Origin of the sequence: Actinoplanes sp. L3-i22, assembly GCF_019704555.1 — a bacterium.
Classification (GTDB): Bacteria; Actinomycetota; Actinomycetes; order Mycobacteriales; family Micromonosporaceae; genus Actinoplanes.
Genome location: NZ_AP024745.1, coordinates 4,562,896 through 4,589,877, shown reverse-complemented (window position 1 = coordinate 4,589,877; position 26,982 = coordinate 4,562,896). Strand labels below are relative to the sequence as shown.

24 protein-coding genes are annotated in these 26,982 nt (G+C 69.6%); 9 read left to right on the top strand and 15 right to left on the bottom strand.

Translation table 11 applies throughout. The features are described 5' to 3' along the window. Window positions 1-60 precede the first annotated feature (60 nt). The 4 genes from L3i22_RS20345 to L3i22_RS20330 all read right to left on the bottom strand — a co-directional run bounded on the left by L3i22_RS20345 (window position 61) and on the right by L3i22_RS20330 (window position 3,580). A complete protein-coding gene (locus L3i22_RS20345; RefSeq protein ID WP_221328536.1) occupies window positions 61-2,073 on the bottom strand; it encodes a M3 family metallopeptidase in 2,013 nt (670 codons plus the stop codon). Window positions 2,074-2,209: 136 nt separating this feature from the next. Beyond that, window positions 2,210-3,004, bottom strand: coding sequence for an FAD-dependent monooxygenase (locus L3i22_RS20340; protein WP_221328535.1), 795 nt, complete (start codon window positions 3,002-3,004; stop codon window positions 2,210-2,212). Continuing rightward, a complete protein-coding gene (locus L3i22_RS20335; RefSeq protein WP_221328534.1) occupies window positions 2,916-3,404 on the bottom strand; it encodes an FAD-dependent monooxygenase in 489 nt (162 codons plus the stop codon). Before L3i22_RS20335 ends, L3i22_RS20340 begins: the two co-directional genes overlap by 89 nt. A 14-nt stretch (window positions 3,405-3,418) precedes the next feature. Continuing rightward, window positions 3,419-3,580, bottom strand: coding sequence for a hypothetical protein (locus L3i22_RS20330; RefSeq protein ID WP_221328533.1), 162 nt, complete (start codon window positions 3,578-3,580; stop codon window positions 3,419-3,421). Window positions 3,581-3,685: 105 nt separating this feature from the next. On the opposite strand from L3i22_RS20330, the gene L3i22_RS20325 reads away from it, so the two are divergent. Genes L3i22_RS20325 through L3i22_RS20310 form a run of 4 tightly spaced genes read left to right on the top strand, consistent with a single transcriptional unit; the run spans window position 3,686 to window position 6,105 of the window. Then, entirely contained in the window at window positions 3,686-4,174 is a 489-nt protein-coding gene (locus tag L3i22_RS20325) for a MarR family winged helix-turn-helix transcriptional regulator (protein ID WP_221328532.1), read from the top strand. 56 nt (window positions 4,175-4,230) lie between these two features. Continuing rightward, window positions 4,231-4,485 (top strand): hypothetical protein, encoded by a 255-nt coding sequence (locus tag L3i22_RS20320; protein WP_221328531.1) that lies wholly within the window; start codon window positions 4,231-4,233, stop codon window positions 4,483-4,485. Window positions 4,486-4,510: 25 nt separating this feature from the next. Next, window positions 4,511-5,512, top strand: a complete 1,002-nt coding sequence (locus L3i22_RS20315; protein WP_221328530.1) for a hypothetical protein — start codon at window positions 4,511-4,513, stop codon at window positions 5,510-5,512. Between the two features lie 14 nt (window positions 5,513-5,526). Continuing rightward, the gene (locus tag L3i22_RS20310; protein ID WP_221328529.1) at window positions 5,527-6,105 is read left to right on the top strand and encodes a hypothetical protein; all 579 of its coding nucleotides are present in this window, start codon (window positions 5,527-5,529) and stop codon (window positions 6,103-6,105) included. Window positions 6,106-6,264: 159 nt separating this feature from the next. Here the strand turns inward: L3i22_RS20310 and L3i22_RS20305 are convergent, their stop codons facing one another. From L3i22_RS20305 to L3i22_RS20290, 4 genes are read right to left on the bottom strand one after another with little or no spacing between them, the layout of a single operon-like run. After that, the gene (locus tag L3i22_RS20305; RefSeq protein ID WP_221328528.1) at window positions 6,265-8,349 is read right to left on the bottom strand and encodes an alpha-galactosidase; all 2,085 of its coding nucleotides are present in this window, start codon (window positions 8,347-8,349) and stop codon (window positions 6,265-6,267) included. Continuing rightward, window positions 8,346-9,233 carry a carbohydrate ABC transporter permease gene (locus L3i22_RS20300; protein WP_221328527.1) on the bottom strand — a complete coding sequence of 296 codons (888 nt, stop codon included), beginning with the start codon at window positions 9,231-9,233 and terminating at the stop codon, window positions 8,346-8,348. The genes L3i22_RS20305 and L3i22_RS20300 overlap by 4 nt, the downstream gene beginning before the upstream one ends. Then, the gene (locus tag L3i22_RS20295; RefSeq protein WP_221328526.1) at window positions 9,233-10,162 is read right to left on the bottom strand and encodes a carbohydrate ABC transporter permease; all 930 of its coding nucleotides are present in this window, start codon (window positions 10,160-10,162) and stop codon (window positions 9,233-9,235) included. Before L3i22_RS20295 ends, L3i22_RS20300 begins: the two co-directional genes overlap by 1 nt. Next, window positions 10,159-11,418, bottom strand: a complete 1,260-nt coding sequence (locus L3i22_RS20290) for an ABC transporter substrate-binding protein (RefSeq protein WP_221328525.1) — start codon at window positions 11,416-11,418, stop codon at window positions 10,159-10,161. The genes L3i22_RS20295 and L3i22_RS20290 overlap by 4 nt, the downstream gene beginning before the upstream one ends. Before the next feature lie 91 nt (window positions 11,419-11,509). On the opposite strand from L3i22_RS20290, the gene L3i22_RS20285 reads away from it, so the two are divergent. Together L3i22_RS20285 and L3i22_RS20280 are read left to right on the top strand one after the other, a co-directional pair. Continuing rightward, window positions 11,510-12,691, top strand: a complete 1,182-nt coding sequence (locus L3i22_RS20285) for an ROK family transcriptional regulator (protein ID WP_221328524.1) — start codon at window positions 11,510-11,512, stop codon at window positions 12,689-12,691. A gap of 39 nt (window positions 12,692-12,730) precedes the next feature. Further along, entirely contained in the window at window positions 12,731-13,507 is a 777-nt protein-coding gene (locus L3i22_RS20280) for a trans-aconitate 2-methyltransferase (RefSeq protein WP_255658434.1), read from the top strand. A gap of 8 nt (window positions 13,508-13,515) precedes the next feature. On the opposite strand, the gene L3i22_RS20275 is transcribed toward L3i22_RS20280, so the two are convergent. Genes L3i22_RS20275 through L3i22_RS20260 form a run of 4 tightly spaced genes read right to left on the bottom strand, consistent with a single transcriptional unit; the run spans window position 13,516 to window position 20,141 of the window. Further along, window positions 13,516-14,688: a Wadjet anti-phage system protein JetD domain-containing protein gene (locus L3i22_RS20275; RefSeq protein WP_221328522.1), complete on the bottom strand. Its 1,173-nt coding sequence runs from the start codon at window positions 14,686-14,688 to the stop codon at window positions 13,516-13,518. Beyond that, window positions 14,685-17,999 carry an ATP-binding protein gene (locus L3i22_RS20270; RefSeq protein ID WP_255658693.1) on the bottom strand — a complete coding sequence of 1,105 codons (3,315 nt, stop codon included), beginning with the start codon at window positions 17,997-17,999 and terminating at the stop codon, window positions 14,685-14,687. Before L3i22_RS20270 ends, L3i22_RS20275 begins: the two co-directional genes overlap by 4 nt. Window positions 18,000-18,001: 2 nt before the next feature. Next, window positions 18,002-18,649 (bottom strand): DUF4194 domain-containing protein, encoded by a 648-nt coding sequence (locus L3i22_RS20265; protein ID WP_221328520.1) that lies wholly within the window; start codon window positions 18,647-18,649, stop codon window positions 18,002-18,004. Continuing rightward, a complete protein-coding gene (locus L3i22_RS20260; protein WP_255658433.1) occupies window positions 18,642-20,141 on the bottom strand; it encodes a DUF3375 domain-containing protein in 1,500 nt (499 codons plus the stop codon). Before L3i22_RS20260 ends, L3i22_RS20265 begins: the two co-directional genes overlap by 8 nt. Window positions 20,142-20,366: 225 nt before the next feature. Between L3i22_RS20260 and L3i22_RS20255 the strand changes: the two genes are divergently transcribed. Then, window positions 20,367-20,864, top strand: coding sequence for an RICIN domain-containing protein (locus tag L3i22_RS20255; RefSeq protein ID WP_221328518.1), 498 nt, complete (start codon window positions 20,367-20,369; stop codon window positions 20,862-20,864). A 56-nt stretch (window positions 20,865-20,920) separates the two neighbouring features. On the opposite strand, the gene L3i22_RS20250 is transcribed toward L3i22_RS20255, so the two are convergent. Together L3i22_RS20250 and L3i22_RS20245 are read right to left on the bottom strand one after the other, a co-directional pair. Next, window positions 20,921-21,139 (bottom strand): hypothetical protein, encoded by a 219-nt coding sequence (locus L3i22_RS20250; protein ID WP_221328517.1) that lies wholly within the window; start codon window positions 21,137-21,139, stop codon window positions 20,921-20,923. A gap of 192 nt (window positions 21,140-21,331) precedes the next feature. Beyond that, a complete protein-coding gene (locus L3i22_RS20245) occupies window positions 21,332-22,639 on the bottom strand; it encodes a cellulose-binding domain-containing protein (protein ID WP_255658432.1) in 1,308 nt (435 codons plus the stop codon). A gap of 424 nt (window positions 22,640-23,063) precedes the next feature. Here L3i22_RS20245 and L3i22_RS20240 point away from each other — a divergent pair, with 424 nt between their 5' ends. Beyond that, window positions 23,064-24,353, top strand: a complete 1,290-nt coding sequence (locus L3i22_RS20240; protein WP_221328516.1) for a sodium:proton antiporter — start codon at window positions 23,064-23,066, stop codon at window positions 24,351-24,353. A 30-nt stretch (window positions 24,354-24,383) separates the two neighbouring features. Here the strand turns inward: L3i22_RS20240 and ppk2 are convergent, their stop codons facing one another. Next, on the bottom strand, window positions 24,384-25,322 hold the full coding sequence (gene ppk2, locus L3i22_RS20235; RefSeq protein WP_221328515.1) for a polyphosphate kinase 2: 939 nt from the start codon (window positions 25,320-25,322) through the stop codon (window positions 24,384-24,386). A 569-nt stretch (window positions 25,323-25,891) separates the two neighbouring features. Here ppk2 and L3i22_RS20230 point away from each other — a divergent pair. Beyond that, window positions 25,892-26,977: a CinY protein gene (locus tag L3i22_RS20230; RefSeq protein ID WP_255658431.1), complete on the top strand. Its 1,086-nt coding sequence runs from the start codon at window positions 25,892-25,894 to the stop codon at window positions 26,975-26,977. Window positions 26,978-26,982 lie beyond the last annotated feature (5 nt).

Below are 26,982 nucleotides of genomic sequence, written 5' to 3'. Positions count from 1 at the left end.
CGGATCCAACGGCGTGCAGGCCAGAGCGACGGTCGCGGCAGCGGTAAGCCCGCAGAGCGGTCAGGCGAAGCCGCGCAACCGCATCAGGGCCTCGGTGTCGACGTCGCGGCCGCGGAATCTGCGGAACGCCTCGTCCGGCGCAACGGCATCGCCGACGGACAGGATGTCGTCGAGAAACGCCTTGGCGGTGGCCGGGTCCCAGACACCCTGCTGTTCGAACAGCTCCCACGCGTCGGCGCTGAGCGCATCGGCCCAGAGATAGACGTAGTACCCGGCCGCGTATCCGTCGCCCGCGAAGATGTGCCCGAAATGGGTCGGGCGGTGGCGCATGACGATTTCCCTCGGCAGCCCGATCTCGGCCATGCAGCTGTTCTCGAAGGCGTCCGGATCGATCGTGTCGTCCGGCGTCGCGGCCAAGTGGATCTTCATGTCGTAGATCGCCGAGGCCAGGTATTCGACCGTGCTGAAGCCCTGGTTGAACGTCAGCGAGTTCTGGATCTTGGCGAGCAGGTCGGCGGTAATCGGCTGGCCGGTCTCGACGTGCAGGGCGAACCGGTTGAGCACCTGCGGCGTCGGGAACCAGTGCTCGTTGATCTGACTGGGGAACTCGACGAAGTCACGTTTGACCGACGTGCCGGCCAGGCGCGGATAGGTGACGTCCGAGCTGAGGCCGTGCAGGGCGTGGCCGAACTCGTGGAACATGGTGACGGCGTCGTCCCAGGAGATGAGGACGGGGCCGGGGCCGGACTTCACGAAGTTCGCGTTGTTGGAGACGATCGGGGTGATCTCGGTCGTGAACCGTTCCTGGGTGCGGTACTCGTTCATCCACGCACCGGAGCTCTTGCCGGCGCGGGCATAGGGGTCGAAGTACCACAGGCCCACCCGCTTGCCGTCGCGCGTCACCTCGTACACCGACATGTCGTCGTGGTAGACCGGCAGACCGTCGAGCTCGGCGAACTGCAGGCCGTAGAGCTTTTCGGCGGCCCAGAACATGCCGTCACGGACGTTGTCGAGCTGCAGGTAGAGCTTCACCTCGTTGTGGTCGAGGTCGTACCTCGCCTTGCGCACCTTCTCCGAATAGAACCGGTGATCCCAGGCCTCGATCGTGATGCCGTCGCCGGCCTGGTCGGCGATCGCCTGCATGTCGGCGATCTCCTCCTGGGCGCGCCGCAGAGCCGGGCCCCAGAGCTTCAGCATCAGATCCATGGCGGCCTGCGGGGTCCTGGCCATGCTGTTCTCGACAGCCCAGTGGGCGTGCGTCTGGAAACCGAGCAGCCGGGCCCGCTGGCTTCGCAGCTGGAGGATCTCGCTGATCACGGCCTTGTTGTCGGTGGCCGTGCCGTTGCCCCCGCGCATGATCCACATGCGCCAGCCCTGCTCCCGCAGGTCGCGCCGGGCGGAGTAGGACAGGAACGGCTCCATCGAGGAACGCGTGTTGGTGAAGACCCACTTGCCCTTGACCCCGTGCGCCTCGGCGGCCACCGCGGCGGCCGCACGCACCGATGCGGGCAGCCCCTCGAGGTCCGCCTCGGTCTCGATGGTGAGCCGGTAGTTCTCCTCGTCGGCCAACTCGTTCTGACTGAACCTGGTGTAGAGCGAGGCGAGCCTCTGATTGAGGTCCTTCAGGGTGGCCTGGTCGACGTCGTCGAGCGCCGCGCCCTCCCGGGTGAACTTGCGGTAGTAGCTCTCGACCAGGCGTGTCTGCTCCGGCGACAGGCCGGCCGTCTCCCGGCCGTCATGGACCGCCTTGATCCGGGCGAAGAGCCGGGAGTCCTGAATGATCTCGTCGTCGAAGGCCGAGAGCACGGGCGACATCTCGGTCTGCAGCACCTGCATCGCCCGGTCGTTCATCGCCGAGGTGAAGATGTAGAAGAACGTCTGAGCGCGGCCGAGGTCCCGGCCGCTGTCCTCCAGCGCGGCGATCGTGTTGGCGAAGGTCGGCGCCTCGGCCGCGCCCGCGATTTGCGCGATCTCGGCTCTACTGAGCTCCATGCCCTTCTTGAGGGCTACCTCGATCGAGGTCGGGTCAACGTGATCGAAGGCCGGGTAACCGCCATGTTCTTCAGTCCACACCCCGGTCAGCCTATCCTCAGCGGGCGGTTCGAGATCGCCCGGAGGGATGCCTGCCTCGGGATCCGGGTCGTGCGGACACCGTCGGATCAGCCTGACTCTTCGCGATCCCAGGCAACGACCACCGACGCGGCCCCCATCATCGGCCCTGATCGAGATGTGAGTAGTCAGGCAGGTCAATCCGGTCGGCCGGCGGGGTGAAAACGCGACCGCCGATCTTGGCGGCCAGCGGGGTAGCGGCGAGCCGGAGTCCCGCGCGGAGGACCGCGAGCCCGGCCGAGGTACGCGGATTCGCGATCCGCGGCACACCGGGCGGAAGCCGCTGAGCCCGGTCGACGAAGGGCCGCATGACCCGTTCGTAGGCGGTGAACGCCTCGCGGTGCTCGGCGTGGCCGGCGATCTCCCCGGCGAGGACATAGGCGCCGACGATGGACAGCGTGGTACCCATCCCGCTCACCGGGGCTGCGCACCATGCTGCGTCGCCGGTGAGCGCGACACGGCCACGCGACCAGCGGGTCGCCTTGATCTGGGCGAGGGACTCGAAGTACAGGTCGGCGGAGTCATCGAGGGCGTCGAGGACTCGCTGTGCCGGTCCCGCAACGCCCCGGAACTGCCGGCGCAGCCGGTCCTTCTGTTCCGCGAGGGAACGGCCGCCGGCGTCGGGACGGTCGTAAATGACGGCGGAAAGTACGGCCCGGGTCGTGCCGTGCCGGTCGGGGCGCAGGGTGATGGCGAGGCCGCCGGGCGCGCTGTACCAGTTCCACCAGTCGGTGTCGTCGGGCCGGCGCGCGATGCTCAGGTATGCCACCTCCATCCCGAGCGGCCGGATGGAGACGTCGGCAGGATCAAGGACGAGTCGCCGGGTAGATGACCGCAGGCCGTCCGCCGCGACGACCAGGTCGAAGCGGTCCTGCCGCCCACTCGCGAACGTCACGTCGACCTCCGATCCGGTGTCGGCGCGCGGTGACCTCGTCCCCGTAGCGGTATTCGGTCCGCCCGGCGGTCGCGTCGACCAGAATCCGGGCCAGGTCCCCACGCAGGATCTCGACCTCCGCGGTGGCACCCGCGGTATCCGAACGCTGGACGGGGAATTCGGCGATCAGTTTGCCGTGCTCACTGAGAAACCGGGTGCCGAGCTCACCGGTGGTGGCTGCCCGGACGGCGTCCTCGATCCCGGCCCGGCGCAGCACCTCACGGGCGGCACCGCGGACATCGATGTTCTGGCCGCCGGTCCGGAACTCAGGAGCACGTTCGACAACAGTGGTCGCCCAGCCGTAGCGATCGAGCCAGTAGGCCAGGGCAGGTCCGGCGATACTCGCGCCGGCGATGAGCACGGTTGGCCGGCGTGTCATGCCCGCTCCCCACTCAGCTGCAGCTCCGGGACGGGGTGAGCCGCCGGGATGAGCAGGGTCGCCACGACGCCGAGAACAAGCAACCCGGCGGCGAGGTACGACCCGGGTGCGATCCCGATCAGGCCCCACCACTTGCGGGCCGCTGCTTGTGCTGCCATGAGCCATCTCCCCCACTAGTTCTACGGTGAAACTATCACACGGTAGAACTATATTGCGGTGATACCATTTCGTGACTTGCCCGGCCGGGAACAGAGGAGACGCCAGTGCCCGAGGCTTCGAACCCCACTGACGAGCAGCGCGATCGGCTGCTGCTGGGGCTACGGGAGCACGGGACGGTCTTCGGGGAGCTCGGTCGCCAGTTCGGCGCGCGGACGGGGCTGCACACCACCGACGCCGCGGCGCTGGTGGAGATCCTCGCGGCGCAGGACCGCGGCGCACCGCTGACCCAGGTCGAGCTCAGTCAGCACATCGGCCTGACCCCGGGAGCGACCTCGGCACTGCTCAACCGGCTCGAAGCCGCCGGCCACGTGACGCGCACACGAGACAGCGCGGACCGGCGGGTGGTCACGCTGCGCCCCACCGCGGGCGTCGACGCGATGGTCGATCGCTTCTTCGACCCGCTCACCGAGCGCATGGGCACGATGATGAGCAGATATCCGCCCGAGTTGCTGGCCGAGTTCAGCCGCTTCCTCGACGACGTGTGCACGACGATGACTGCATACGCGCAGGAAAATGAACGTTCCAGGACCTGAGGTCCAGTCGTCGCGGGCAGACCGGCGGCAGGTCTGAGGACGGGGAGAAATTCGACGTGATCGTCGACCCGGCCGGCGGCGACGCCCGTACCCAAAGCATGGATCTTCTCGGGGTCGGCGGGCGCCTGCTGGTGGTGGGCAACGCGAGCGGCGACTGGACGCACCAGATCCCCGGCAACCAGCCGTGGTCGAGCAGCACCACCATCGCCGGCTTCAATGCGGGCGTCTACCTGCCCGCGCACCCGCAGCCTGTCCGGCCCGCCCGGCAAGCCGCGCTGCGGGCGGCCGCCGGATGGGGGTACCGGACTTGATCTTGGTCGCCTATGCTCTGCGCTCGTGCTCGACAAGTTCGCCGTGCGACTCTCCCCCACCGCGCCCTACCCGGAGGCGAAAGCCCTGGTGAAGGCCGCGGCTGCCGACGACTGGGCCGGTGTGCGCCGGGCCGTCGACGGCGCCGAACCGCAGGCGCGCACCCACCTGATCCGGCTGCTCGCCGGCGACGACCGGCTCGGTGACCTCGCCGTGCGGGCCCTGGACGCCGACCCGGACGATGCCACCGCGGCCGCGACCCGGGCGTTCCAGCTGATCCGCCAGGGCTGGCAGGTCCGCAGCGGCGCCCGGGCCCGGCACGTGTCCGCGCGGCAGTTCAAGGTGTTCCACCGCTATCTGGGTGAGGCCGAGCGCGTTCTGCACGCCGGGCTCACCCGGACCGCTCACGATCCCGCGCTGTGGACGGCCGGCCTGCTCACCGTCCGCGGCCTGGAGATGGGCATCCACCACGCCCGGTACCGGTACGACTGCCTGGCCGCGTTCGACCCGCACCACCTGCCGGGCCAGTCCCAGCTGCTGCAGCAGCTGTGCCCGAAGTGGGGCGGCAGCTGGGCCGCGGCGCAGCAGTTCGCCCGGACCGCCGGTGGCGCCGCCCCGGACGGCGCCCACAGCGCGGTGCTCATCGTCGACTACTACCTGGAGCTGGTGCTGGACGGCCACGGTCTGCGCGGCGCGCCGATCCGCACCGAGATCGAGGAGGCCGCCGACCGCTCGGTACGTCACCCCGCGTTCCAGCGCACGATCGGCTGGGTCCAGGTGGTCAACTCCTTCGCGATGGCGTTCAGCCTGGCCGGCGACCGCGTCGCCGCGAAACAGATGTTCGCCATGCTCGGCCCGTACGCGTCCGAGCTTCCGTGGGCCTACTCGTCCGACGACGCCTCAGGCTCGTTCCGGCGGTCGCGGCTGCGGGCCAACGGCCTGTCCGCCGGGCTGCCCGGCATCGCGGACGCCCTGCTGGGCGCGGCCGGCCCGGCCGTCAGCATCGTCCGCCGCTACGTCACGTACTAGACGGGAGAGGCCGTATGACCATGTATCCCTCGCTCGCCAACCCGGCCGGCAGCCGGGCCGTCGTCGGAGACGACAGCGCCAGCATCATCGAAGGCGACACGATCGCCACCGTACGTTTCGATGACTGCGCCACCGTCCGCGCCTGGCCCGACGGCGCCCGCCACCTGATCGGCGCCGACGGCGTCCAGCTCCACCTCGAACCGACCCTGTTCCACCGCCTGGCCACCGCGATCCCGGCTCTCGACCAGCGCATCCCGGCCGGCCGGCGGGAAGAGATGGCGCCGCGCGACCCGACGAGCATCCCGCGGCCCCGGCTGCGGCTTCCCACCATCAACCCATCGGGCACGACCGCCGGCCCGGACCGCCTCGGGTCACCGTTCAGCAGGAGCCCGCTAGGGTATCTCCTCAACGTGCTCGCCTGCCTGGGCATCATTGCCGCCCTGACCACCGGCGTCGTCGACCCGGCCGAACTGCAGGCCCTGTCCGGCTCCCACCCGATCGACAATCTCCCCACCCTGCTCGTCCTGCTGGCCTTCCCCGCCGCCCGCGCCGCCTGGGCCCTGCGCGGTTGGTTCCGCTTCTACCGCCGCTGACCAGCGCGTACAGCGTCCATCGCAGCAGTAGCCACTGCCGGTACCTGCCGGGCCCGGTGACCTCGGCGTGCAGGTGCGGGCCGGCCGGATGTCGTGGATCGCGGCGTGGACGATCTGGGCGAGATCGTTCTCGCCGCGCCGAGCACCTCGTCCGCCGCGTCAGTGCTGCGCCGTCAGGAGGACGACTACCGAGGACAGCGGGGCCGGCGGCGGGCCCGCAAGACCGATGTCGCCCAAGGCCGCGCCGCTGACCAGAACCGAGGGCAGCTCGTACGCGGGCCGGGTGGCCGGGTCGATGCGCTCGGCGCGGTAGCGGGCCGTCCGGGACAGACCCGGAATCCGGAACCTCGGCGGTTCCCGGGGCAGTTCGTCGAGCTGGACGTAGGCCATGACGGCCGAGGATCGGTCCGGCGCGACCACGCCGTACACCCAGGCATCGGTGACGGCGCTGTCGAGGCGGACGGTCCTGCCGGTGTGCAGCAGCCGGCGGTGGGTCTTGTAGAGCTCGATCCAGCGGCCCAGCGTGGCCAGCTCGGCGGCGGTGGCGGCGGTCAGGTCCCACTCGATGCCGAAGTGGCCGAACAGGGCGGTGGCGGCCCGGAAGTCGAGCGGCAGGGTCCGGCCGCTCTGGTGTGACCGCGGGGCGCTGACGTGCGCACCGAGGTATTCGGGCGCGACGAGCTGGGTCGTCCACCGCTGGATGGCCTGGCGGGCCAGCGCGTCGTTCTGGTCGGAGGTCCACACCCGCTGGGCGCGCTGCAGCACCTCCAGGTCGATCCGGCCGCCGCCGGAGGCGCAGCTCTCCCATTCGACGTACGGGAATCGGTCTTGAAGGTTGTCGAGCAGCCGGTAGAAGGCGGCGGTCTGCGCGTGCACGCCCGGCCGCCCGTCGACGACGGCCGAGCCGGCGTCGACGGCGTCGCGGTTGTGGTCCCACTTGACGTAGTCGATCCGGTGAGCGCTGAGCACCGCGGTCATCTGCTCGAGCACGTGGGCGTACGCCTGCGGCTGGGCCAGGTCGAGGATCTGCTGGTGCCGTTCCTGCGGCGGCCGGCGGCCGGCGGTGGCGAGGATCCAGTCGGGGTGGGCCCGGAACAGCTCGGAGTCGGGGTTGACCATCTCGGGCTCGAACCAGAGCCCGAACTGCATGCCGAGAGCGTGGACGTGGTCGCAGATCGGGGCCAGGCCGTCGGGCCAGACGTCCGGCGCGACGGTCCAGTCGCCGAGGCCGGCGCGGTCGTGGCGGCGCCCGCCGAACCAGCCGTCGTCGAGCACGAAGCGTTCCACTCCGATGCCGGCCGCCCGGTCGGCCAGCTCGCGCAGCACGGGCAGCCGATGGTCGAAGTAGACGGCCTCCCACACGTTCAGGGTCACCGGCCGTTCGCCCTGCGGGTGGGCCGGCAGCGAGCGCAGATAGTCGTGGAAGCGGGCGGCGAGCCCGTCGAGCCCGTCGTCGGCGGCGCCGAGGTACACCCACGGCGTCGCGTAGCTGGCCCCCGGCGACAGTGTCACCTCGCCCGGCAGGAGCAACTCGCCCCCGCCGATGGCGGTGACGCTCGCGCTGCCGTCGGCGAGCGGGACACGTTCGAGCCGATGCCGGTGATTGCCGCTCCAGGCCACGTGCACACCCCACACCTGGCCTGCGCCGAAGGCGAACCCCGGCGTGCCGGCGACGAGCACCGTGGCCGCGTCGTGGCCGGTCTTGCCCCGGCGGTTCTCCCGCAGCCACAGCCCGTCGGTGATGGGCCGCCGTTGCGGGATCCGTTCGCGGGCCCACCGGCCGGTGAAGTCGAGCGACTCGGCGGCGTGTTCCGGGACCGGGATCACGACGTCCAGTGCCTCGAGCAGGTAGTCGGTGGCGCCGGTGTTGGTCAGCGTGTGCCGGATCCGCAGCAGACCGCCGGGCACCACCTGCACCTGGGTGAGCAGGGCCAGACCGGCCTGCTTGTCGCTCGCTTCGCACGTCGCGCCGTCCGCGGTGACCCGCAGCGACGCCGGCGTGAACCGGGTCGACCAGGCTCCCGGCTCGCCGGCGCCGCGGTGGCCGGACAGTCCGGCCCGCCCGTACCAGACGTGCGAGCCTTCGGGCAGCATCGACAGCCCGGCCGGGCCCAGTGCGGCGAGGTCGCCGGCGGTGAGCGCCGGGTCGGCCACGCCGCACCAGGCGACGGTCGGCAGCCGGTCGTGGTGCTCGGTCAGGACCATGCCGGTGGCGCCGGGCGTCCCGATCAGGTGCGAGGTCACTTGACCGCCCCGCGGGTGACCCCGGAGATGACCCAGCGCTGGGCGAACACGTAGACGATGAGCAGCGGCGCCATCGCCATCAGGTAGCTGGCGAAGGCGGCCGGATAGTTGGTCTGGAACTGCGACTGGAACACGTACTGCACCAGCGGCAACGTCGCCGACCCGGGATCGGAGAGGATGACCAGCGGCAGCAGGAAGTCGTTCCAGGCCCACAGGCAGGTCAGGATGCCGACGGTGGCGTTCATCGGGGCCAGCAGCGGGAAGATGACTTTCCAGAACACCGCCCAGGTGGACGCGCCGTCGATCGACGCCGCCTCCTCCAGCGCCACCGGGATGCTGTTGATGTAGGCGGTGAAGATGAAGATGTTGAACGCCAGCCCGTACACCACGTACAGCAGGATGAGCCCGACCCGGTTGTCCAGGTGCAGGATCGCCGTCTCCTTGGCGACCGGCAGCATGATGATCGGGAACGGCACGAACAGCGCCGAGACGAAATAGAAGTAGAGGCCCTTGAACAGGCGCCGGTTCATGTTGCGGGCGATGGCGTACGCGACCATCGAGTTGGTCAGCAGGGTCAGCACGACCGCGCCGACCGTGATGATCGCGCTGTTGAGAGCGGTGGTCGGGAAATCGGTCAGGTGCCACGCGTCGGCGAAGTTGCTCCAGCGGATGTCGGTGGGCAGGCCGAAGCCGGTTCCGCCGAGCTGGTCGGTGGTCTTGAGCGCGGTGACGACAGCGAAGTAGAGCGGGATCGCGATGGTCAGCGCCAGCACGCTGAGCAGTGCCGTGAGCCACCAGTTGACGCTCGTGCCACCGCCCTCCCGGCGGCGCCGGCGGCGGTCGCGCCCGATGAGGTCTCTGGTTTCCGTGGCCGTGGTGGACATCAGACCTCTACCTCCCGGCGTCGCAGCACGCGGAGCTGAACGATGGAGAACCCGACGATCACGATGAAGAAGATGACCGAGTTGGCGCTCTGGTAGCCGTACTCGCCGCCCTGGAACCCGCCCTTGTAGATGAGCAGGGCGACCGATTCGGTATCGGTGCCCGGGCCGCCGCCGGTGAGCGCGACGATGTGGTCGAAGATCTGCAGGAAGCCCTTGAGCGAGAGCACCATGTTGATGGTGAAGAAGCCGGCGATCATCGGGAACGTGATGCTGCGGAACTGCCGCCATGCGGACGCCCCGTCGAGGTTGGCCGCCTCGTACATCTCGGTCGGCACGGTCTGCAGCCCGGCGATGTAGATGATGATGTTGAAGGCGGCCGACTGCCAGACCGCGAGGATCACGATGGCGATCCAGGCGGTGCTGGCCTTGGTCAGCAGCGACGTCGACAGCGCGTCGATGCCGATCTTCTCGGCCAGTGCGGGCAGCGAGTTGGAGAACAGGTAGTTGAAGATGTACCCGACGACCAGGATGGCCAGCACGTTCGGGATGAAGTAGATGCCGCGCAGCCCGTTCTTGAACTTGATCCGCCCGTTGAGACCGATCGCGATGCCCAGCGACACGATGTTGACCAGGACGGTCGCCACCGCCGCGATCAGGAACGTGAACCAGTACGCGTGCAGCACCCGCGGATCGGTGAACAGGGCGAGGTAGTTGCGAAAGCCGACGAAGTTCGCCGGGCCGTACCCGGGCGAGTCGGTGAAGCTGTAGTAGACGCCCTGGATCACCGGGATCGTGTGAAAGACGAAGAACAGCAGGAACGCCGGCAAAACCATCAGGTAGTACGCGTTCGCCAGCCGCACCCCGGTCCTGCGGGGTGGCTCGTCCTGGCCGGCACGGGTGTCCGGCCGGGTGGGTGTCTGCATGGTCATGACGCGATCACCGCTCCCAGGCCCCAGGTGCGCCGCTTGGCCACCTTGTTCCAGTCGTCGTCGAGCTTGCGCAGGAAGTTGTCCTCGCCGCCGCCGATCAGGAACTCCTGCAGTAGCGCGCTGAGCGGGATGGCCTGGATGAACTGGTGGTCGGTGAAACCGACGATGCGGCCGGAGTCGATGTAGTTCTGCACCCCGGACAGGGCCGGGTCGCTGTTGCTGAGCCCTTTCAGGGTGGGGATGGCCACCTGCGCCTTGCAGTAGTCCTGCATCACCTTCTGGCCCATGAGGAAGTCGATGAACTTGCTCGACTCGGCCGGGTGTGCCCCCGCACGGGAGGCGGTGATCACGACGTCGACGCCGGAGACCAGTGTGGTTCTGGCCGGGTCGTCGCTGGCCGGCAGGGCCATGCTGCCCACCGTGAAGCCGGGCTTGGAGTCGCGGATCTGCGGCACCGCGTAGCTGCCCAGCAGCAGCATCGCCGACTCACCGCGGGCGAACGCGGCGGTGCCGTCCTCGTAGCCCTTGGACAGCGGGTCCGGCTGGGTGAACTGGTAGAGCCGGGCGAGCTTCTCGGCGGTCTCGCGCCAGCCGGCCGCGAACGTCGTCCGATCCTGGAAGCGCTGCTGGAAGAAGTCGGCCGGTTGTAGCTGGGCCGACAGCGGGGCGAGCGGGGACTGAGCGGTCCAGGCGTCGGCCAGCATGCCGTAGAACGGTGTGACGCCGGCCGCCTTGAACTTCTCGGCGGCCGCGATCAGCTCGTCGAAGGTGGTCGGCACGGCCACGCCGTGCTGGGCGAACAGCTCCTCGTTGTAGAGCAGGCCGCTGGCGTTGGCGGCGAACGGAACGCCGTTGACCTCACCTTTGGAGCCGGCGCCGAGATTGCCGATCACCGACAGGTAGGCCGGGGTGACGTTCGTCAGCACCGGGTCGTCGCGGAAGTCGCGGAAGATCCGAGCGCTGGCGAACTCGCCGAACGTGCCGTTGGCGTTCAACGTCATGACGTCCGGCACGTCGTTCTTGACCAGCCGAGTTCGCAGCGCGGTCTCGGGGTCGGCCGGGTTGTCGACCACGATCCGGATGTCCGGATTGGCCCGCTCGAACTGCGCGGCGAGGTCCTGGAAGTACTGCTGGGCCTCGGGCTTGAACTGGAAGAACGTGAGGGTGGTGCGGCTGTCGCCCGAACAGCCGGCGAGGACGGTGCCGGCGAGCAGGGCGAGGACCATCAGCAGGGGTCGATTTGGTGGACGTGGCATGACGACACCCCCAACATCAATTATTTTCAATCAGATTGAAACTAATCACATCTCCATCCACTGGCAAGAGTCGATCCGTAACCTGGAGGTCGTGACCACGAGCAGCACCGCGCCGTCCGCGGCGGACGCACGCCTGTCCACCGGCGCGCTGGCGGTGACCCGCCATCTCCTCACCCACGGGCCGGCCACTCGCGGCGACCTCGGCGACTACCTGCGGGTCTCCCCCGCCTCGATGTCGCGGCTGGCTCGCGTCCTGGTCGAGGAAGGTCTGGTCGCCGAGGAGGTCGAGCCGGTTCCCGGGGTCGGCCGGCCCCGCCAGATCCTGTCCGTGGTGCCGGGCGCCCGGCACGTCGCCGGCTGCAAGATCACCGACACCACGGCGTACGGCGTGGTGTGCGACATGCTCGGCGATGTCAAGGCCACCGCGCGGGCCGCCCTGCCCGCGCGGCTGGCCGACGGCACGGTCCCGGTCACGGCAACCGTGCAGGTGCTCGCCCAGCTGGTCGCCCGGCTGCGCCGCCGGGTCCCCTCCCTGGACGGCATCGGCGTCTCGCTCGGCGGCGTGGTCGACAACCGGTCCGTCGTGCGCGAGGGAACCTTCCTGGGCTGGCGGGACGTCGACCTGGCCACCGCGGTACGGCAACGAACCGGTCTGCCGGTGGTCATCACCAACGATGTGACGGCCCTGGCGCGCGAACAGCTGTGGTTCGGCGCCGGACGTACCCATGCGACCTTCGGTGTCATCACCGTGGGCGCCGGTCTGGGCTTCGGCGTCGTCCGCGAGGGTCAGGTCGTCGAACAACTCATCGACAACGGCCACCTGCTCGCCCACGCGCCCGTGGACGGACACGGCCCGCTCTGCGGCCTCGGGCACTCCGGCTGCGTGGCGGCCCACCTCAACCGCGACGACCTGGAACGACATGCGTCCGCCCGAGCCGGACGGCAGGTCACGCTGGCCCAGCTCGTCGAGCGCCGGACAGCCGGCGACGACACCGCGATCACTCTCATCGACGGCGCCGCCCGGGCCCTCGGGCACCTCGCCGCCACCTTCGCCGGCGCCCTGCAGACCACCCGGATCGTCCTCGCCGGCGAGGACGTCGCGACGTTCGCCGCGTCCCCGGCAATGGCCGAGACCGTCGCCGACCGGCTTCGGCCCGGGCCGCACGAGACACAGCGCTGCCGCCTCGACATCACCGTCACCCCTTACACCTTCAACGACTGGGCGCAGGGCGCAGCCGTGACCGGCATCCAGCACGTGCTCGGCGCGGTCTGAAAGGGATAACCGGCCATCATGACCGACACCGATCGGGAAATGCTGCGCACCACGTTCGGCGAGGACGCCGAACTCTACGACCGATGCCGTCCCGGTTATCCACCGCGGATGTTCGCCGACCTCGCCGGACTCGCCGGTCTCGGGCCACACGCCCGGGTGCTGGAGATCGGGTGCGGCACCGGCCAGGCGACACTGCCCCTGGCGCGACTCGGATGCGCCGTCGTCGCGATGGACCTAAGCCCGGAAATGGCCGGCATCGCCCGGCGCAATCTCACACAGTTCCCGGACGTCACCGTCGTCGCATCCGCGTTCGAGGACTGGCAAGCGTCAAACGGAACTTTCGACGCGGTGTTGTCCGCGACGGCGTTCCACTGGCTCGACCCCGACGTCCGGATGATCAAGGTGGCTGACCTGTTGCGGCCCGGCGGAGCCCTCGGCATCGTCTCGACCCACCACATCGCCGGCGGGACGAACGCCTTCTTCGCCGACGCGCAACGATGCTACGAACGCTTCGACCCCACGACACCGCCGGACCTGCGCCTGACTGACGATGACGAGACCCCGGACGAGGCGGCGGAGTTCGAGCGTTCGGGACGGTTCGGCCCGGTGGAGTTCCGTCGCTACGAATGGCAGCAGAGCTACACGGCCGACAAATACCTGAACCTGCTCATGACCTACTCCGGCAATCGAGCCCTGGAACCGCAGGCCCGTAACGGACTGTTCGCGTGCCTCACCCACCTGATCGATGACGTCTACGGTGGGCAGATCACCAAGCAGTACCGGACTCGGCTGGCCGTCGCGCACAAGACACCGTGACGCGGTGTTCATTGCCGTACCGAACCGTCCACGATCTCTAGCAGCCGAGTCGCGGCGTGTGTCAGCGGGACGGCTTCCTGCTCGATGCGGCGGAACGGGGTGGGACCCGCGGTGGCGATGGTGTTGTACGCGATGCTCTCGGCCTCGGTCAGGTGCGCCAGGACCGCCGACGACGGTTTGATGGCTCGACCGGCCTTGTCGTGGTTGACGCCGTGCCGGGCGTAACGGTGCAGGTCGGCGGCGTCCATGAGGATGGAGGCGACCGGTTTGGCGAGCGCGGCACGGAAGTGGTCGAGGATCGCGTACCCGTCCGCGTCGATGTCACCCCAATAGACGACGTGTTCCGCTGCCCGGATCCACGGCACGTTCGCGAGGAGCGCCGCCGCGGCCTTCCCTCCTCCTTCGACCACGATGGTGTCGCTGATCGGCGGGAACCACAGGCGCGAGTCGCGGTTCTCGACGACCAGGACGACGCGCGGCTGGTAGGCGATGTCGTGCACGTCCCCGCTGGTCCAGGCATCGTGCCGACGGCGGCCCGACGCGGCGTGGCGCGGATCGACATAGGTCAGGTGCATGACGGTCAGCCGGGGCCGGACCTCGTCGCGGACGTCGCGTGCGGTGACGTCGCGCAGCAGCGCGCCGTGGGTGTCGAGCCATTTGGTGTGCATCCCGGGCACGGGAAGTTGCCGCAGCGTCCAGCCCCCGGCGTCGGGATGCTCGCGGAGCCAGGTCACCGCGCTGATCAGCACGTCCACGTCGTTGGCGGGCAGACCGTAGACGGCCCGCAGCGTGGCCGGGGTGAGGACCGCCCCGGCGGACTGCAGGGCCGCGGCCAGCGCACGGGCCCGGCCGATGTCCACGGCCGCAGCGGCGAGGGCGACGGCGCCGTCCAGATCCGCGGTGAGCGCGACCGGGAAGTCACCGGCGACTCCCCGTACGGTCACGCAAGCGCGGACGACCTCCACACCGGCCGGAAGCCGGTCACCGAAGGCGCGCCACCGCATGTTCCACCCGTGCCAGGTGGCGTGCCCGATCTGTTCGACGGCCTTGCCCGTCCGCACTCCGGGCCGGAGCCGGACGGAGAATTCGACCGGCTCCCCACAGACCGCCGCCGCCCACTTCTGCTCGATCTGGCGGCGAACGGCCGCGACGGCGTCGTCCGGGTCGACGAGCCCGCTCACGCAACCCCGACCAGGAGCTTCGCCCGGGACCGACCGTGCGGGTTCTTGAGGATCACGTACTCGGCGTCGACGTGCGGTTCGATCGCGCTGTGCTTGTCGTTCGGGGCGCCGATGATCAGTTGGAAGCCCAGGCCGCGCCACGCGCCGATGGCCCGGCCGGTGAAGTGCGCGTCCGCCTTGATCAGCGCCTCGTCCAGGAAGACCGGGGCGTAGCGGGGCCGGGCGGCGCCGGCGTCACCCAACTGGTAGCGCAGGGCGGCGCCGACGATGAACGCGACGAGTTCCTGCGATTCGCCGCCGGACTTCTCGCCGATGTGGTCGTAGACGGCGACGTGCCGGCCGTCGAGGTCGATCTTCTCGGCGCTGATCCGGACGTGGTTGCGTACGTCGACGAGGTCGGCGAAGTCCGGCGCGGTACGGCGGATCCGGTCGATCACCTTGACCATCCGGTGGTAGGCGCGTTCCCGCTCGTCGTCGGTCGCCGCCTTGTCGATGACGGCCCGTACGTCGCGTAGTTCCTTGCGGAAGCGGGCGCGGGCCGTGGAGTGGCTCTCCTGCGGGTCGATGCGCAGCCGGTGGTTGTCGTCGGCGAACGGCAGTTCGGCCAGGATGCGGTTGACCGGGTCGATCCGGTCGCGGATCTCCCGGACGGCGGCCGCGAGTTCGCTGTCCAGTCCGGTCAGGTCGTTGCCGGACAGGTTGAGCAGGCTGTCGCGCCACTCCGTTTCGAGTTCGTGCAGGCCGCTGGTCTCCAGGTCGGTGAGCAGGCGGTCGAAGTCGCGGTAGGAGGCGTCCGGGTCGTCGCCGAGGTTCGGGTTCGGCCAGCGTTCGAGGAACGTGGAGAACGTGTCGACCAGCGCTTTCCGTGATCGGCCGATCGACTCCGTCGCGGCTCGCCGGTCGGTGTCGAGCCGCGCGCCGGCGTTTTTCGCCGCCGCGTCGAACTGTTCGAGCCCGTCGGTGTCACCGTCGAACAGCGTCTCCAGGTAGTGCCGGTGCTCCTCGCTGACCTCGACGCCGGACTCGGCGGCCGTGTCCAGCGCCGTCTGGGCGCGATCCACCTCGTCGACGATCGACGCCCACGACTTCCCGAGCGCTTCCACGGCGTCCTTCTGCCGGCCGACCCGCTCGGTCAGGTCTCGCACCTGCTGTTTCAGGGTGTCGAGCTGACCCTGCAGCTGGTCGATCTCCGGGTTGCCGGCGCGGATCTCGTCGACGACATCGTTCCAGCGCTGCTGTTCCGCGCGGACGGCGTCGACATCCACCTGGTCCCAGGTCAGCTCGGTCAGGGACTGGTAGACCGCGCGCCGGGCTTCGAGCGAGTTGAGGTCCTCCTCCGCTCGCGTTACCTCAGCGACCGCGTCGTCATGGCGCTGGCGGGCGAGACCGATCCGGGTCTCCAGGTCGGCGAGCGTCCGGCTGTTGGTGAAGCCGAGCACGTTGGCCCGGCCCTGGCCGCCGTGTGCGCCCCGGCCGCCTTCCGAGGTCTGGCCGGTGATCGTCAACGCTTTGGAGTACTGCGGCAGCAGCCGGGGCGTGTCGACGCAGACGAAGGCGAACCGGCGGGCGAGTTCGCTCCTGAGCCAGGCGGTGAACGGCGACGGCCGGTAGTCGAGGCGGCCCGGGAGCGTGTTGCCGTCCAGTCCGACCTCGTCCCGCTGTCCGGTGCGTACGCCCTCGAACTGGATCCGCCGGGCGGTCGGCACCGCGTTGATCGCCTCGCGGAACGCGTTCAACCGTCCGATGTCGATCAGCATCCGGGTCGCGAATCCGCCGAGCGCCAGGTTGAACGCGTCGCGCCACGGCTCGAACTCCGTCCGCACCTCGATCAGCTCGCCGACGAACGGCAGGTCATCGGGGGTGAGCCCGGCCGCCTCGGCCAGCGCCGCGCGGGCCGCGTGCAGGTCGGTGGAGATGTTGCCGCGCCGCGCCTTGACCGCCTTGTGTTCGGCGCGCAACGCTTCCAGCTCGCGCTCCGCTTCTTTTCTGATCAAAACCGCTTCGGCGTACGTGGTTTGCGCGGTCTTCCGCGCGTCGACGTCGGCCAGAGTCCGGTGCGCGTCGTCGATCAGGGCGGCGAAGTCGTCGGCGGTCGTGACCGGGGCGCCGAGCGTGACCAGTCCCCGGTCCAGGCGTTCCCGGGCGCGTTCGACGTGACCCAGCCGCTGCTCGACGACGCGGATCTCCCGCTGCGCGGTGTCCATGCGGTCGCCGCCGGAGGCACGGATGGTGTCGGACACCCCGTCGCGCCGCGTCTCGGCCGCTGTGACCAGGGTGTTCGTCTCCGACAGTTCTTCCTGGGCCCGGCGGTGCCGCTGACCCAGGTCCTCTTCGGCCGAGCGCAACAGGTCGAGCCGGCGTTGATGACGCCACAGGGCGGCCGGCGACGCCGCGTCGCTGAAGGATCCGATCTCGTCGATCGAGCGCAACCGGTCCACCGCGTCGTCGATGGTCTGCCGGTGCCCGCGGATCGGGGTCAGGGCCTTCACCTGCTGGCGGGCGGTGATCATCCGGGCGCGGGTGCCGGACAGCTCGTCGAACTGCTGCACCACCGCGTCCGAGGTGGCCAGCGTGGACGGCTCCTCGAGGACCATCGTCTTGTAGAGGGCGTCGACCGTGGTGATCTGCTGGCCGGCCTGGATCCGTCCCAGCAGTGCGACCGCCTTGTTCCCGTCACCGGCGGCGCCGATACCGAGCGTCGTGTGCAGGCGGGCGGTGAAATCGCGGTCGGTCTCACACCAGTTCAAGCCGGTGGCCACGACCTCGGCCCGGGCGAACTTCGCACCGGCCGGGCCTTCCAGCGCCCGCAGCTGATAGCCGCGGTCGCAGGTGGCGCGGACCGCGACGACGTCGTCCAGGGTGCGCGCGGACGACGGGACGTACCAGGCCCGCAACGCGGTGAACTCGGCGCCGGTGTGGTCCACCCAGGTCAACGCGATCGCCGACCAGGTGTCACGGCCGTCGCCGCGCAACACCCGCACCTTCGTCTCACCGTCGGTTCGCGACTCGTCGAGCTTGCCCCGTGCGTACGAAAGAATGTTTCTTTGATCTTTGCCTCTCGGCCGGCCGACGACGCCGCCGTTGGACGCCCCGTTGAACGGCGTGGTGTGCGGCATGAGCAGCGCGATGTACGAGTCCATCAGCGTCGACTTGCCCGATCCGGAACCTCCGCTGAGCAGCGTCGCGCCCGACGCGAGCCGCAGGTGGTGGTATCCGTCGTAGCCGCCCCAGTTGACCAGTTGCAGGTCCCGCGCCACCCACTGCTGACCCCGGGACGCCACCGGGATCAGCCCGAACAGCGTGTCGATCATGCTCACGCGGCGGCCTCGTTCTGTTCCCGCAGCCACTGGTTCATTTCGGCCAGCTTTTCCGTGCTCAGGACGACCTCCACCATCGGGGTGATCCGGTACCGGCCGGCGGACTCCTCCGCGAGCAGACCCTCGGTCACCAGTCGCTGCACCGCGTTGCGGACCTCCTGCTGGCGCCGGGCCAGGTTGAGGTCGTGCGGGTCGAAGTAGGTCAGCACGGTCTGCTCCAACTCCTCGATGTCCACCCGCGCGGACGTCTCACCCGTGCCGCGTTCCCGCTGGAAGACGGTCCGCAGATGCACCAGGACCAGCGTCTCGGCCCGGTTGTAGGGGTCGTCCTTGAGCAGGATCGGCACGTCCAGCTCGACCGACCGCACCTGCTGCTTGTAGGCGACACCCCGGTCGTGGTCGACCACGAGACGCACGAACAGGTCGTGCAGACGCGACTCGATGATCTGCTGGTTCTCCAGCAACGTGCGCCACTGCGCCGGGCTCTTCTCGGCGAGCAGGAACTTACGCCGCAGCAACTGGACCAGCACCCGGCGTATCTCCACGTCCAGCGTGCCGGCGTCACCGGCGAACAGCTCGGCCGGATCCTCCTCCATGGAAACGGGATCGATGAACCCGGCCGCCAAGCCTTCCGGCTCACTCATCACTACCACTCCCGTCCGCGAGCAAGGGGTTCGATGCCACCACATTGCCGAGGGCGAATCGGCGCCGGGTCCGATCCGGTCGCACCGTGTCGACCAGCGCGACCTCGTCGGTCTCGGTCATCCCGGCGCCGTCGGCGACCTCCAGCAGGCCGAGCAGGTCAACCGGCCGCTGGATCTCCGCGCCCCCGGCGCGGAACGCGGCCACCACGTCGACGCTGGCCGCGCCGTCCGCGAACGCTTCCAGGTGCGCGCGCAGCTCGGCGTACCGGGGACCGCCCCAGGCCCGGGTGTCCGCGGCCGGCATGTCCTCGGACTCGTCCCAGTCCCGCAGCGGCGCGGGCGGCTGCTGAGGCCGCAGGTCACTCATCCGCTGACGCAGATGCCCGACGTCGGCGACCGGCAGGCGGCGCAACGGCTCGACGGCCTCGCCGCGGCGCGAACCGGACACCCATTTGTGCAGGCCGGACATCACGTCCCGCAGCAGTTCGTCGACCTGGCGGTCCCGCATCGGATCGTGATTGCGGACCTGGGTGGTGATGACATGCGACGCCTGCCGCTGGGCGGCCAGCACCTCCCGGACGCCCTGCTCGATCCGCCGGGAGATGTCGGTCAGCTCGCGGCGTTGCTGCTCCGGCAGCAGGCCGGTGAACCGGTGCCGCAGCACGATCCGCAGCTGACCCCACAGGTTGTCGATCTGCCCCGGGTCCCCGATCAGGCGCAACGCCCCCGCGAACGCGCGGCCTTCGGGGGTCGCGTCCAGGATCCGCTGGCCCCGCGCGAGGTACTCCCGCAGCACCTCACCGGTCGGCCGGACGTCGTGCCGCAACTCCGCGACGACGTCACGCTGAATCGCTTTGATCGACTCGGCCACCCGGGCGAAGTCCGCCGGCAGCTCCCGGGCCAGGTGCAGCACGTTCTCGGCCGCCTCGAGAAGCTGCTCGTCGTCGGCGGTCTCAACGGCGCCACCCTTCTCGAGCCGGGTCAGCTCCCTCTGCCGCAGCTGGATCTCCTCGTGCAGGCGCACCATGCGCGACATCAGGTCCGGATCGGCGTCCTGCGCCAGTCGCTCGATCGCCTCCAGCAACGTCCTGACCCGTGACTCCGACACCCGCGTGCGCGCGCCGCCGACCCGGCCGGCGACCTCCAGCGCGCCGACGCCGTACGCCGAAAGCCGATACACCTCGGCGTCGTCGGACACCTGCCGCACCAGCCACCCGGCCTGCACCCACTGCCGGCAGAGATCACGCGCGTTCCCCACGGGCAGCGGCTGACTGTCCTCGTCGCCGTACCCGGCCGCCCGCAACTGCTTGAGAGCGTCGTTGATCTCCGCGTGCGCGTCCGCCACGACAACCGTCGGACGCTCGGCGGTGAAAACCATCGCCAACACGGTCACCACGAACGGCGCGTGCGTCTGGTGCAGCAAGGCGAGCATCGGATTCTGAAACGCCCGGAGCGCCCCCTGGTAAGCACCTTCAACACCTCGCGTAGCCATCAGCACCTAGCGTACGGGCTGGTAGGACCATCACTCGTTACCGGACCGGCCCCGGCAACCGACGAAAATCAAGACCACGATTTGGTACGTACGAATCGGCGCGCCCGGCCACCGCGTACTAAAGATGGGTATCGATGCCGATGCCCGGGTCTCGCGCTCTCCCTACCGTCAGAACTAACGGGGACAACCCCGCTGACGAGGGGAAGAACGTTGATACGAAACCTGATGAGGATCGTGGCGGTGCTGGCCCTGGTGGCCGGAATCGCCACCATCGCCACCCCGGCGCAGGCTGCCACCGCCGGGCCGTTCCAGATCTACAACAAGGCGTACGGGCAGTGTGTCGACGTGCCAGGCGGCTCCACCGCCGACTCCGTACAGCTGCGGATCTGGCCCTGCAACGGCACCGACGCCCAGAAATGGTGGCTGGAGGACATCGGGCTGGGCGCCACCCGGTTCCGGAACGTGCACAGCAACAAGTGCATCGACGTCCGCGGAAACTCCCAGTCACCGTTCGCTGTCGTCCAGCAGTACACCTGCAACAGCACTTTCGCGCAGCAGTGGAGTGTCGGGGTGGTACTGGGCAACGACGGCCGGCTCTGGCGGGATCCGCAGCACTACGCGGTCAACCAGTGCCTGGACACGGTCGGCGGGGCGACGAGCTCGCTGATGCAGTACACCTGCCAGGGCAACGACCCCCAGCTGTGGATGTTCCAGGTGCCGTGAGTCCGGCCCGGGGCGACGCCGGCTGAGCGGCCGGCGTCGCCCCTCACCTCAGACAATCAGTCGGTCTCGAAAGCGCCCAGGTCGGGGGCCGAGCCGTTGAAGGCCAGGCCGACGTCCGTGCCCTTGTCGATCAGGGTGCTGCCCGGCGACAGGTGCAGAGCGGTCAGCTCGGGCAGGCTGCCGTCGGACTGACGCAACACGTTCCAGCCGGTGGCGGTGCCGCTCGGGCCCTCGGGCACGTGCTCGGCGCGGTCTGACGCGGCCGGGGGTGCCATCCCCTCTTGCGGGTGCTGGTGTTCGGACCCGGCCTGCGTACAGTCGACCGCCCCCGGTGCGGCGTCCGGTCACTGAAGTGGGTGGCTCATCGCGTACGCAAATCGATTGTTTCTTGGTTTTGGGGTTGCCGGCCGGCAAGGCCGACCGGCAACCGTCGCTATCTGCTCGCCAACGCGGCCGCGTGGCCCTTTTTACAAGCCATAGCGGTTCTTGAGATGGCGCCAGAAGTCGCGCAGCATCCATTTGTCGAATGCGGTGATCTGGGTGGCGCTTCCGGCCTTCATGACGAAGCCCTCGCTGGGCAGCGGGTCGAAGTCGTAGAAGTCGTTGAGGCCCCAGCTGTGCCCCATTTCGTGTAGCAGGATGTGGATGTCGGCCGAGCCCAGCGCGTTGACGAAGTAGTCCTTGTCGATGCGCTGACCCCAGTCACCGCCGGCGCCGCCCAGGCCCATTCCCTGGGTGAGCCAGAGCGACAGGTCGTAGTGGTGTGACGCTCCGCCGGGGCAACCGGAATAGTTGCCGTCCTGGTGGAAGAACCGTCCACAGGGCGGGCTGCACTGCGGCGCACCCTCGTTGATGTCATTGACGTAGATGTCCACCGAGCTGTCCGACCACTGCAGCTGGTTGCGGTCGCGCACGGCCCAGCCGACGACCTTGACCGGAATCTGCTTGTACGGCCATCCGTTCCAGCCGGCGCCGTTCTCGGTGAGCTGATCGACCCATTTCTGGAACTGCCCCTGCAGCGCGGTCTGGATCTGATCGCGCAGCGCAGCCGTGACCGTCGCGGTCGATTCCCAGCGGACGCAGTAATTGATGCTGCCCTTGGCCGCCATCACCTGGTCGAACAGGTAATTCTTGAAACCGTACAGGTCGGCGTAGGTGTCCTCCTGATGCTTCCAGGTGGACGCGAGCGGCGCGACGTACTGCGACGGCGGGTTCCACGGGTCGCCGGCCGGCGGCGCGGTGGTGGGGGTGGTCGTCGTGGGGGTGGTCGTCGCCGGCGTTGTCGGCGCCGTGGCGCCGGTGCAGGCCACGCCGTTGAGGGTGAACGCCGTGGGAGCGGGGTTGCTGCCGGAGAAGGTGGCATTGAAGCCCGCCGTGACGCCGGCGTTGGTCGCGATCGCGGCGTTGTAGCCGGCATCGCGCAGCGTGACGTGCTGCCCGGATTGGACGAAGGTGCTGTTCCAGCTCTGGCTGATCTGCTGGTTTCCGGGGTAGTCGAACTGCAGGGTCCAGCCGTTGATGGCGTCGCCCAGGTTGGTGATGGTGACGTTGCCGGTGAAGCCGGTACTCCACTGGTTGACCGAATAGTCGACCCGGCAACCGGCCGCCGCGACGGCGGGGTTCGCCGCGACGGTGACAAAACCGGCGGCGACGAGCAGTACGAACAGCCCGGCAAGGCTGCGCAGAATGCGAATACGCCGGGGCGGGCGAGCCGTCGTGGGTGGCTCGGTCATCTCTGCGGTCACGGAGATGTCCTTTCGGGGATGGCGCGCCACCGGCCGCGGACATCGAGCGGACGCCACGGGGATGGGGATTTGCCACCGTGCGGTCCGAGGCTTCGGGCCGGATGCCACAGACGCGGGGAACGTCCGTGGCGGTTGGCGCTGGGGGATGGAGTTGGGAGTCGGCGCGAGGCCGAAAACCTTTTAGGAACGTAACATTTCATCCACAGTTGTCAATGCCCAGGCGGCACCGAAACGTTTTCGGTGCCCTGTCACGTCACGGTCGGCCGGGCGTCCAGGAACCCTGCGGCCGGCACCTTGATCTCGACGTTTTACGGACCGGGCGGTGCGCTTCACTCCGCACGGATGAGGCGTGACCGGCCTCGATGGTCGAGCGTGGAAGTCGTACGGGCCGGTGCCCGCTGCCGGCAACTCCGACGGTGGCCGCGTTGATCCTTATCGCTGGGCGGGAGTGACCATGGACGCGGCAGCCCTGGCCCTGGTCGCGCTGGTCGTCTTCGGCTGGGGGCTGTTCTCGGTCCGGCTCGGCCGGGCCGATCTGAGCGCGCCGATCGTGTTCGTCACGGTCGGGCTGCTGTTCGCCGAGGCGCTGCACGTGCTGGAGCTGACCCCGTCGCAGGAGGCGGTCCGGGTGCTCGCCGAGCTCACCCTGGTGTGGGTGCTGTTCGCCGATGCCTCCCGGGTGGGCGTGCGGGAGTTTCGCGCGGATCTGGGCCTGTACACGCGGCTGCTCGCGGTCGGGCTTCCGTTGACGATCGCGGCGGGGGCGCTGCTGGCGTCGTGGTTGTTCGACGGCCTGGGCGTGTGGCTGGTGCTGCTGATCGGTGCCGCGCTGGCGCCGACCGATGCGGCGCTGGGCGCGGCGGTGATGTCCGACCCGAAGGTTCCGGAGCGGGTCCGGCGCGTTCTGAACGTGGAGAGCGGGCTCAACGACGGCATCGCCACCCCGGTCGTGACGGTGGCGATCGCCGGTGCCGCGGCCGCGGAGAGCAGCCACAGCGGCGTCGGCCCGGGTGCCGCCCTGCTCGATCTGGCGATCGGTGCGGCGGCCGGGATGGTGATCGGGCTGGCCGGCGGGGTAGCGATGCGTCAGGCCCGGCGCCGCGGATGGATGTCGGAGGACTTCGCCGGGCCGGGCGTGCTGGCGCTCGCGGTGCTGGCGTACACGGCCACGCTGTGGCTCGACGGCAACGGGTTCGTGGCCGCCTTCGTGGCCGGGCTCGCGTTCGGTAACACGGCCGGTCGCGGCGGAGCCCGGGAGGTCTTCTACGTGGAGCAGACCGCCGGGCTGGTGTCGCTGCTGACGTGGCTGCTGTTCGGTGCGGTCGCCGTCCCGGTGGTGCTGGCGCACGCCGACTGGCAGGTGGTCGTCTACGCGGTGCTGAGCCTGACCGTGGTCCGGATGGTGCCGGTCGCGCTGGTGCTGATCGGAACCGGGCTGCCGGCGCGGACGGTGGCGTTCATCGGCTGGTTCGGGCCCCGCGGTCTGGCTTCGATCATCTTCGCGTTGATCGCTCTGGAGGACCTGCACGCCGGCGCCGAGCGCGCGGTGGCGGTGATCGGCATGACTGTGCTGCTGAGCGTGTTCGGCCACGGCCTGAGCGCGAAACCCCTCGCGAACCGGTACGCCGATCCGCTCGTCCCGGCCCCGGGCTCCGGGCCGGAGACCGAGCTGCCGGTACGTGGTCTTCTGCACCGCCATCCGGGCGCCGGGACGAGACCTCCGGGCCCGGAGCCCGGCCGATGAGCGCCGGTGCGGTCGATGGCGGCGGCACCGTCAACTGGTGAAGCTGCCGCGGCGGGTGCGTTCGGCCTCCATCAGCATGATCTCCTCGGTGTCGGAGAGCACCACGTCGCGGTCCGGCTCGAAGTCCAGACCGGGGTCACGGTCGTCGTAGTCGACCGCGTTGAGCACGACTTTGATCGCGTTGATCCGGGCGCGCTGCTTGTCACCGGACCGGATGATCACCCATGGTGCGCTGGGTGTGCCGGTGTGCTTGAGCATCTCGTACTTGCGGGTGGTGAAGTCGTCCCAGCGGTCCTGTGCCTGCATGTCGATCTCACTGAACTTCCACTGCCGCAGCGGGTCGTCGAGACGGCGCGCGAACCGCCGGCGCTGTTCCTCCCTGGTCACGCTGAAGTAGAGCTTGACCAGGATGGTGCCCTGGCGGACGAGATCCTTCTCGAACCCGGTGACCCCGAGCATGAAGTGCTCGTACTCCTGTTCGGTGCAGAAGCCGAACACCGGCTCGACCATGGCGCGGTTGTACCAGCTGCGGTCGAACAGCACGATCTCCCCACCAGCGGGCAGCTGCGCCACATAGCGCTGGAAGTACCATTCGGATCGCTGCTCCTCGGTGGGCTTGCCGAGCGCGACCACCCGGTAGTGCTTTTCGTTCATGTAGCGGGTGGCTCGCCGGATGGTGCCGCCCTTGCCGGCCGCGTCGCGCCCCTCGAACAGCACGATCATCCGCATCCGATGGGCCTCGAGATGCCTTTGCAGCTTGAGCAGTTCCACCTGCCAGGGGCGGAGCTGCTTCTCCGCCCGCAGTTTGCGGGCGACTCGCCGGTGATCCCGCTTGAGCGCCTCGAGCTCCCGCTGGGCCTGCTGGTACGCCTCGGCGAGATCCGGGATCGGCGTAAACGCGGTCACCGGTCGCGGCTCGGGCGTCCGCCCGTTGCCGGTGGCCGGCGACGGGAGGCCTGTCAGCGGCATCGGCGTCTCCTTCATCAGTTCCTCGCGACGGTGGTCACCGGTCAGCCGGCGTCCTCGCCGCGACGTTTGCCGGCGCATGCTCCGGCGGTTCCGCGGGCCGGGGATCCGACCACGTCATAACCAGACCCCCTCTCGTGCACGCCGGACCCATCAGGGGTCTCGCGTGACGTTGCGGCCAACCCTGCCGGGCCGGCGCCACCGTCGTCGTCATCCGCGCGGGATGGTCGCGCGCGACCCGCAGCAGCCGTGGTCCGTGCTCGGGCACGAAGCGCCGACAGGTCGAAGTCCGCCACGGCGACGGTCGACCACGAGCGAGGACCGCCATGGCCTGCTCGGTCACCAGGGGCCATGACGACTCACGGCCGGCGAGCGAGGCCGTCATCCGTGGTGGAGGATTCTCGACCACGGGCCCTCCGGCAACGTAGGACCATGCGGACCTACGCCGGCAGAGACACGCGACAAGCGTGCCTTCGCGATCCCCGGCGGCGAGCCGCTGCTCACCCGCCGGCGGCATCCGGGTGAGACGCCCCCATCCGAGGCGGGACAGCGTGTGGCGTAGGGCCGAACTGGTGGCGGTGCTTCTCGTGAGCTGCCTGCTGTCGGCGCCGGCTCCGGCCACGGCGTTCGGCACGATCGAGGGCGGCGGGCAGCACCGGGAGCACGAGCGGATTACCCGTGCCGCTCTGGCCTGCCGGTCCGGTGCCGTGTCGTCCGACGGCTGCTTCGAACCGAAGTCGTCGGACCAGCTCGCGGGCCATCACAAGTCGTTCGGCGCGGTAGGGGCGCCCGACCTGACCGAGGTGTCCGACCCGAGCGCGCACTGCGACGACGCCGACTATCTCGACGGCGGCTACCCACGCACGCGCACGCAGGCCACCAAACGGCTCCTCGACTGTGTCGACCATCTGCGCGGACGCTTCCGCGAGGCGGTCGAACGGGCCGCGGGCCTGCTCGACGAGGCAGACGCTCTGGTGGGCGCCGAGGTGGATCTGGGTGTCGACTGTGTGCTGGACGCCGGCTCCGAGCAGCGTGCCAAGTGCCAGACCATCGAGGCCTTCGGCCGGGCTCTGCACGGCGCGCAGGACTTCTATTCGCACAGCAACTGGGCCGATGTCGCGGACCCGTCCCGGCCGCTCGGCGCCGACAACCCGCCGGGCCTGGGTCTGCCCGCGCCGAGTCCGGTCCTGGAGCTGCGCGGCACCGGCACACCGACCGTTCCCGCCGCCCTGTCCACCGGCTGCTTCGTCCTGCGCGACCGGATTCCCGGGGTCGAGGCCTGCACCGGTCGTGTCACCCACGCCGGCCTCAACAAGGACAACGGCACCGTCGATCCCGGCACCGGCGGCGTCACGGCGCCGACGACACCGCGAGGCAGACTGGCCGACAACTTCGCCAGGGCCGTCACCGGGGCCATCGTGGAGACCCGGCATCAGTGGCAGGAGTTCCGGGCAGCGCTGCAGGCCGGCTACGGCAGGACGAGGGCGGCTCTGATGATTTGCGCGCTCACCCACGACGATCCGCTCGACGACTGCCGGCGCCACCGTACGGCGACCGTCGTCCTGGTGATCTCATCCGGCCTGATCGGTCTGGCCGGCCTCGGGCTGCTGGTGTTCCGGATCGGCCGGCGGCACGACCGGCTCATGCGTAGCAGGTGATGCCG

Excerpts from the sequence above, each read along its gene's own strand:
- L3i22_RS20290 (WP_221328525.1), bottom strand. The coding sequence starts at position 11,418 with ATGCCACGTCCACCAAATCGACCCCTGCTGATGGTCCTCGCCCTGCTC.
- L3i22_RS20250 (WP_221328517.1), bottom strand. The coding sequence starts at position 21,139 with ATGGCACCCCCGGCCGCGTCAGACCGCGCCGAGCACGTGCCCGAGGGC.
- L3i22_RS20270 (WP_255658693.1), bottom strand. The coding sequence starts at position 17,999 with ATGATCGACACGCTGTTCGGGCTGATCCCGGTGGCGTCCCGGGGTCAG.
- L3i22_RS20295 (WP_221328526.1), bottom strand. The coding sequence starts at position 10,162 with ATGACCATGCAGACACCCACCCGGCCGGACACCCGTGCCGGCCAGGAC.
- L3i22_RS20240 (WP_221328516.1), top strand. The coding sequence starts at position 23,064 with ATGGACGCGGCAGCCCTGGCCCTGGTCGCGCTGGTCGTCTTCGGCTGG.
- L3i22_RS20280 (WP_255658434.1), top strand. The coding sequence starts at position 12,731 with ATGCTGCGCACCACGTTCGGCGAGGACGCCGAACTCTACGACCGATGC.
- L3i22_RS20310 (WP_221328529.1), top strand. The coding sequence starts at position 5,527 with ATGACCATGTATCCCTCGCTCGCCAACCCGGCCGGCAGCCGGGCCGTC.
- L3i22_RS20330 (WP_221328533.1), bottom strand. The coding sequence starts at position 3,580 with ATGGCAGCACAAGCAGCGGCCCGCAAGTGGTGGGGCCTGATCGGGATC.
- L3i22_RS20260 (WP_255658433.1), bottom strand. The coding sequence starts at position 20,141 with ATGGCTACGCGAGGTGTTGAAGGTGCTTACCAGGGGGCGCTCCGGGCG.
- L3i22_RS20255 (WP_221328518.1), top strand. The coding sequence starts at position 20,367 with ATGAGGATCGTGGCGGTGCTGGCCCTGGTGGCCGGAATCGCCACCATC.
- ppk2 (WP_221328515.1), bottom strand. The coding sequence starts at position 25,322 with ATGCCGCTGACAGGCCTCCCGTCGCCGGCCACCGGCAACGGGCGGACG.
- L3i22_RS20265 (WP_221328520.1), bottom strand. The coding sequence starts at position 18,649 with ATGAGTGAGCCGGAAGGCTTGGCGGCCGGGTTCATCGATCCCGTTTCC.
- L3i22_RS20300 (WP_221328527.1), bottom strand. The coding sequence starts at position 9,233 with ATGTCCACCACGGCCACGGAAACCAGAGACCTCATCGGGCGCGACCGC.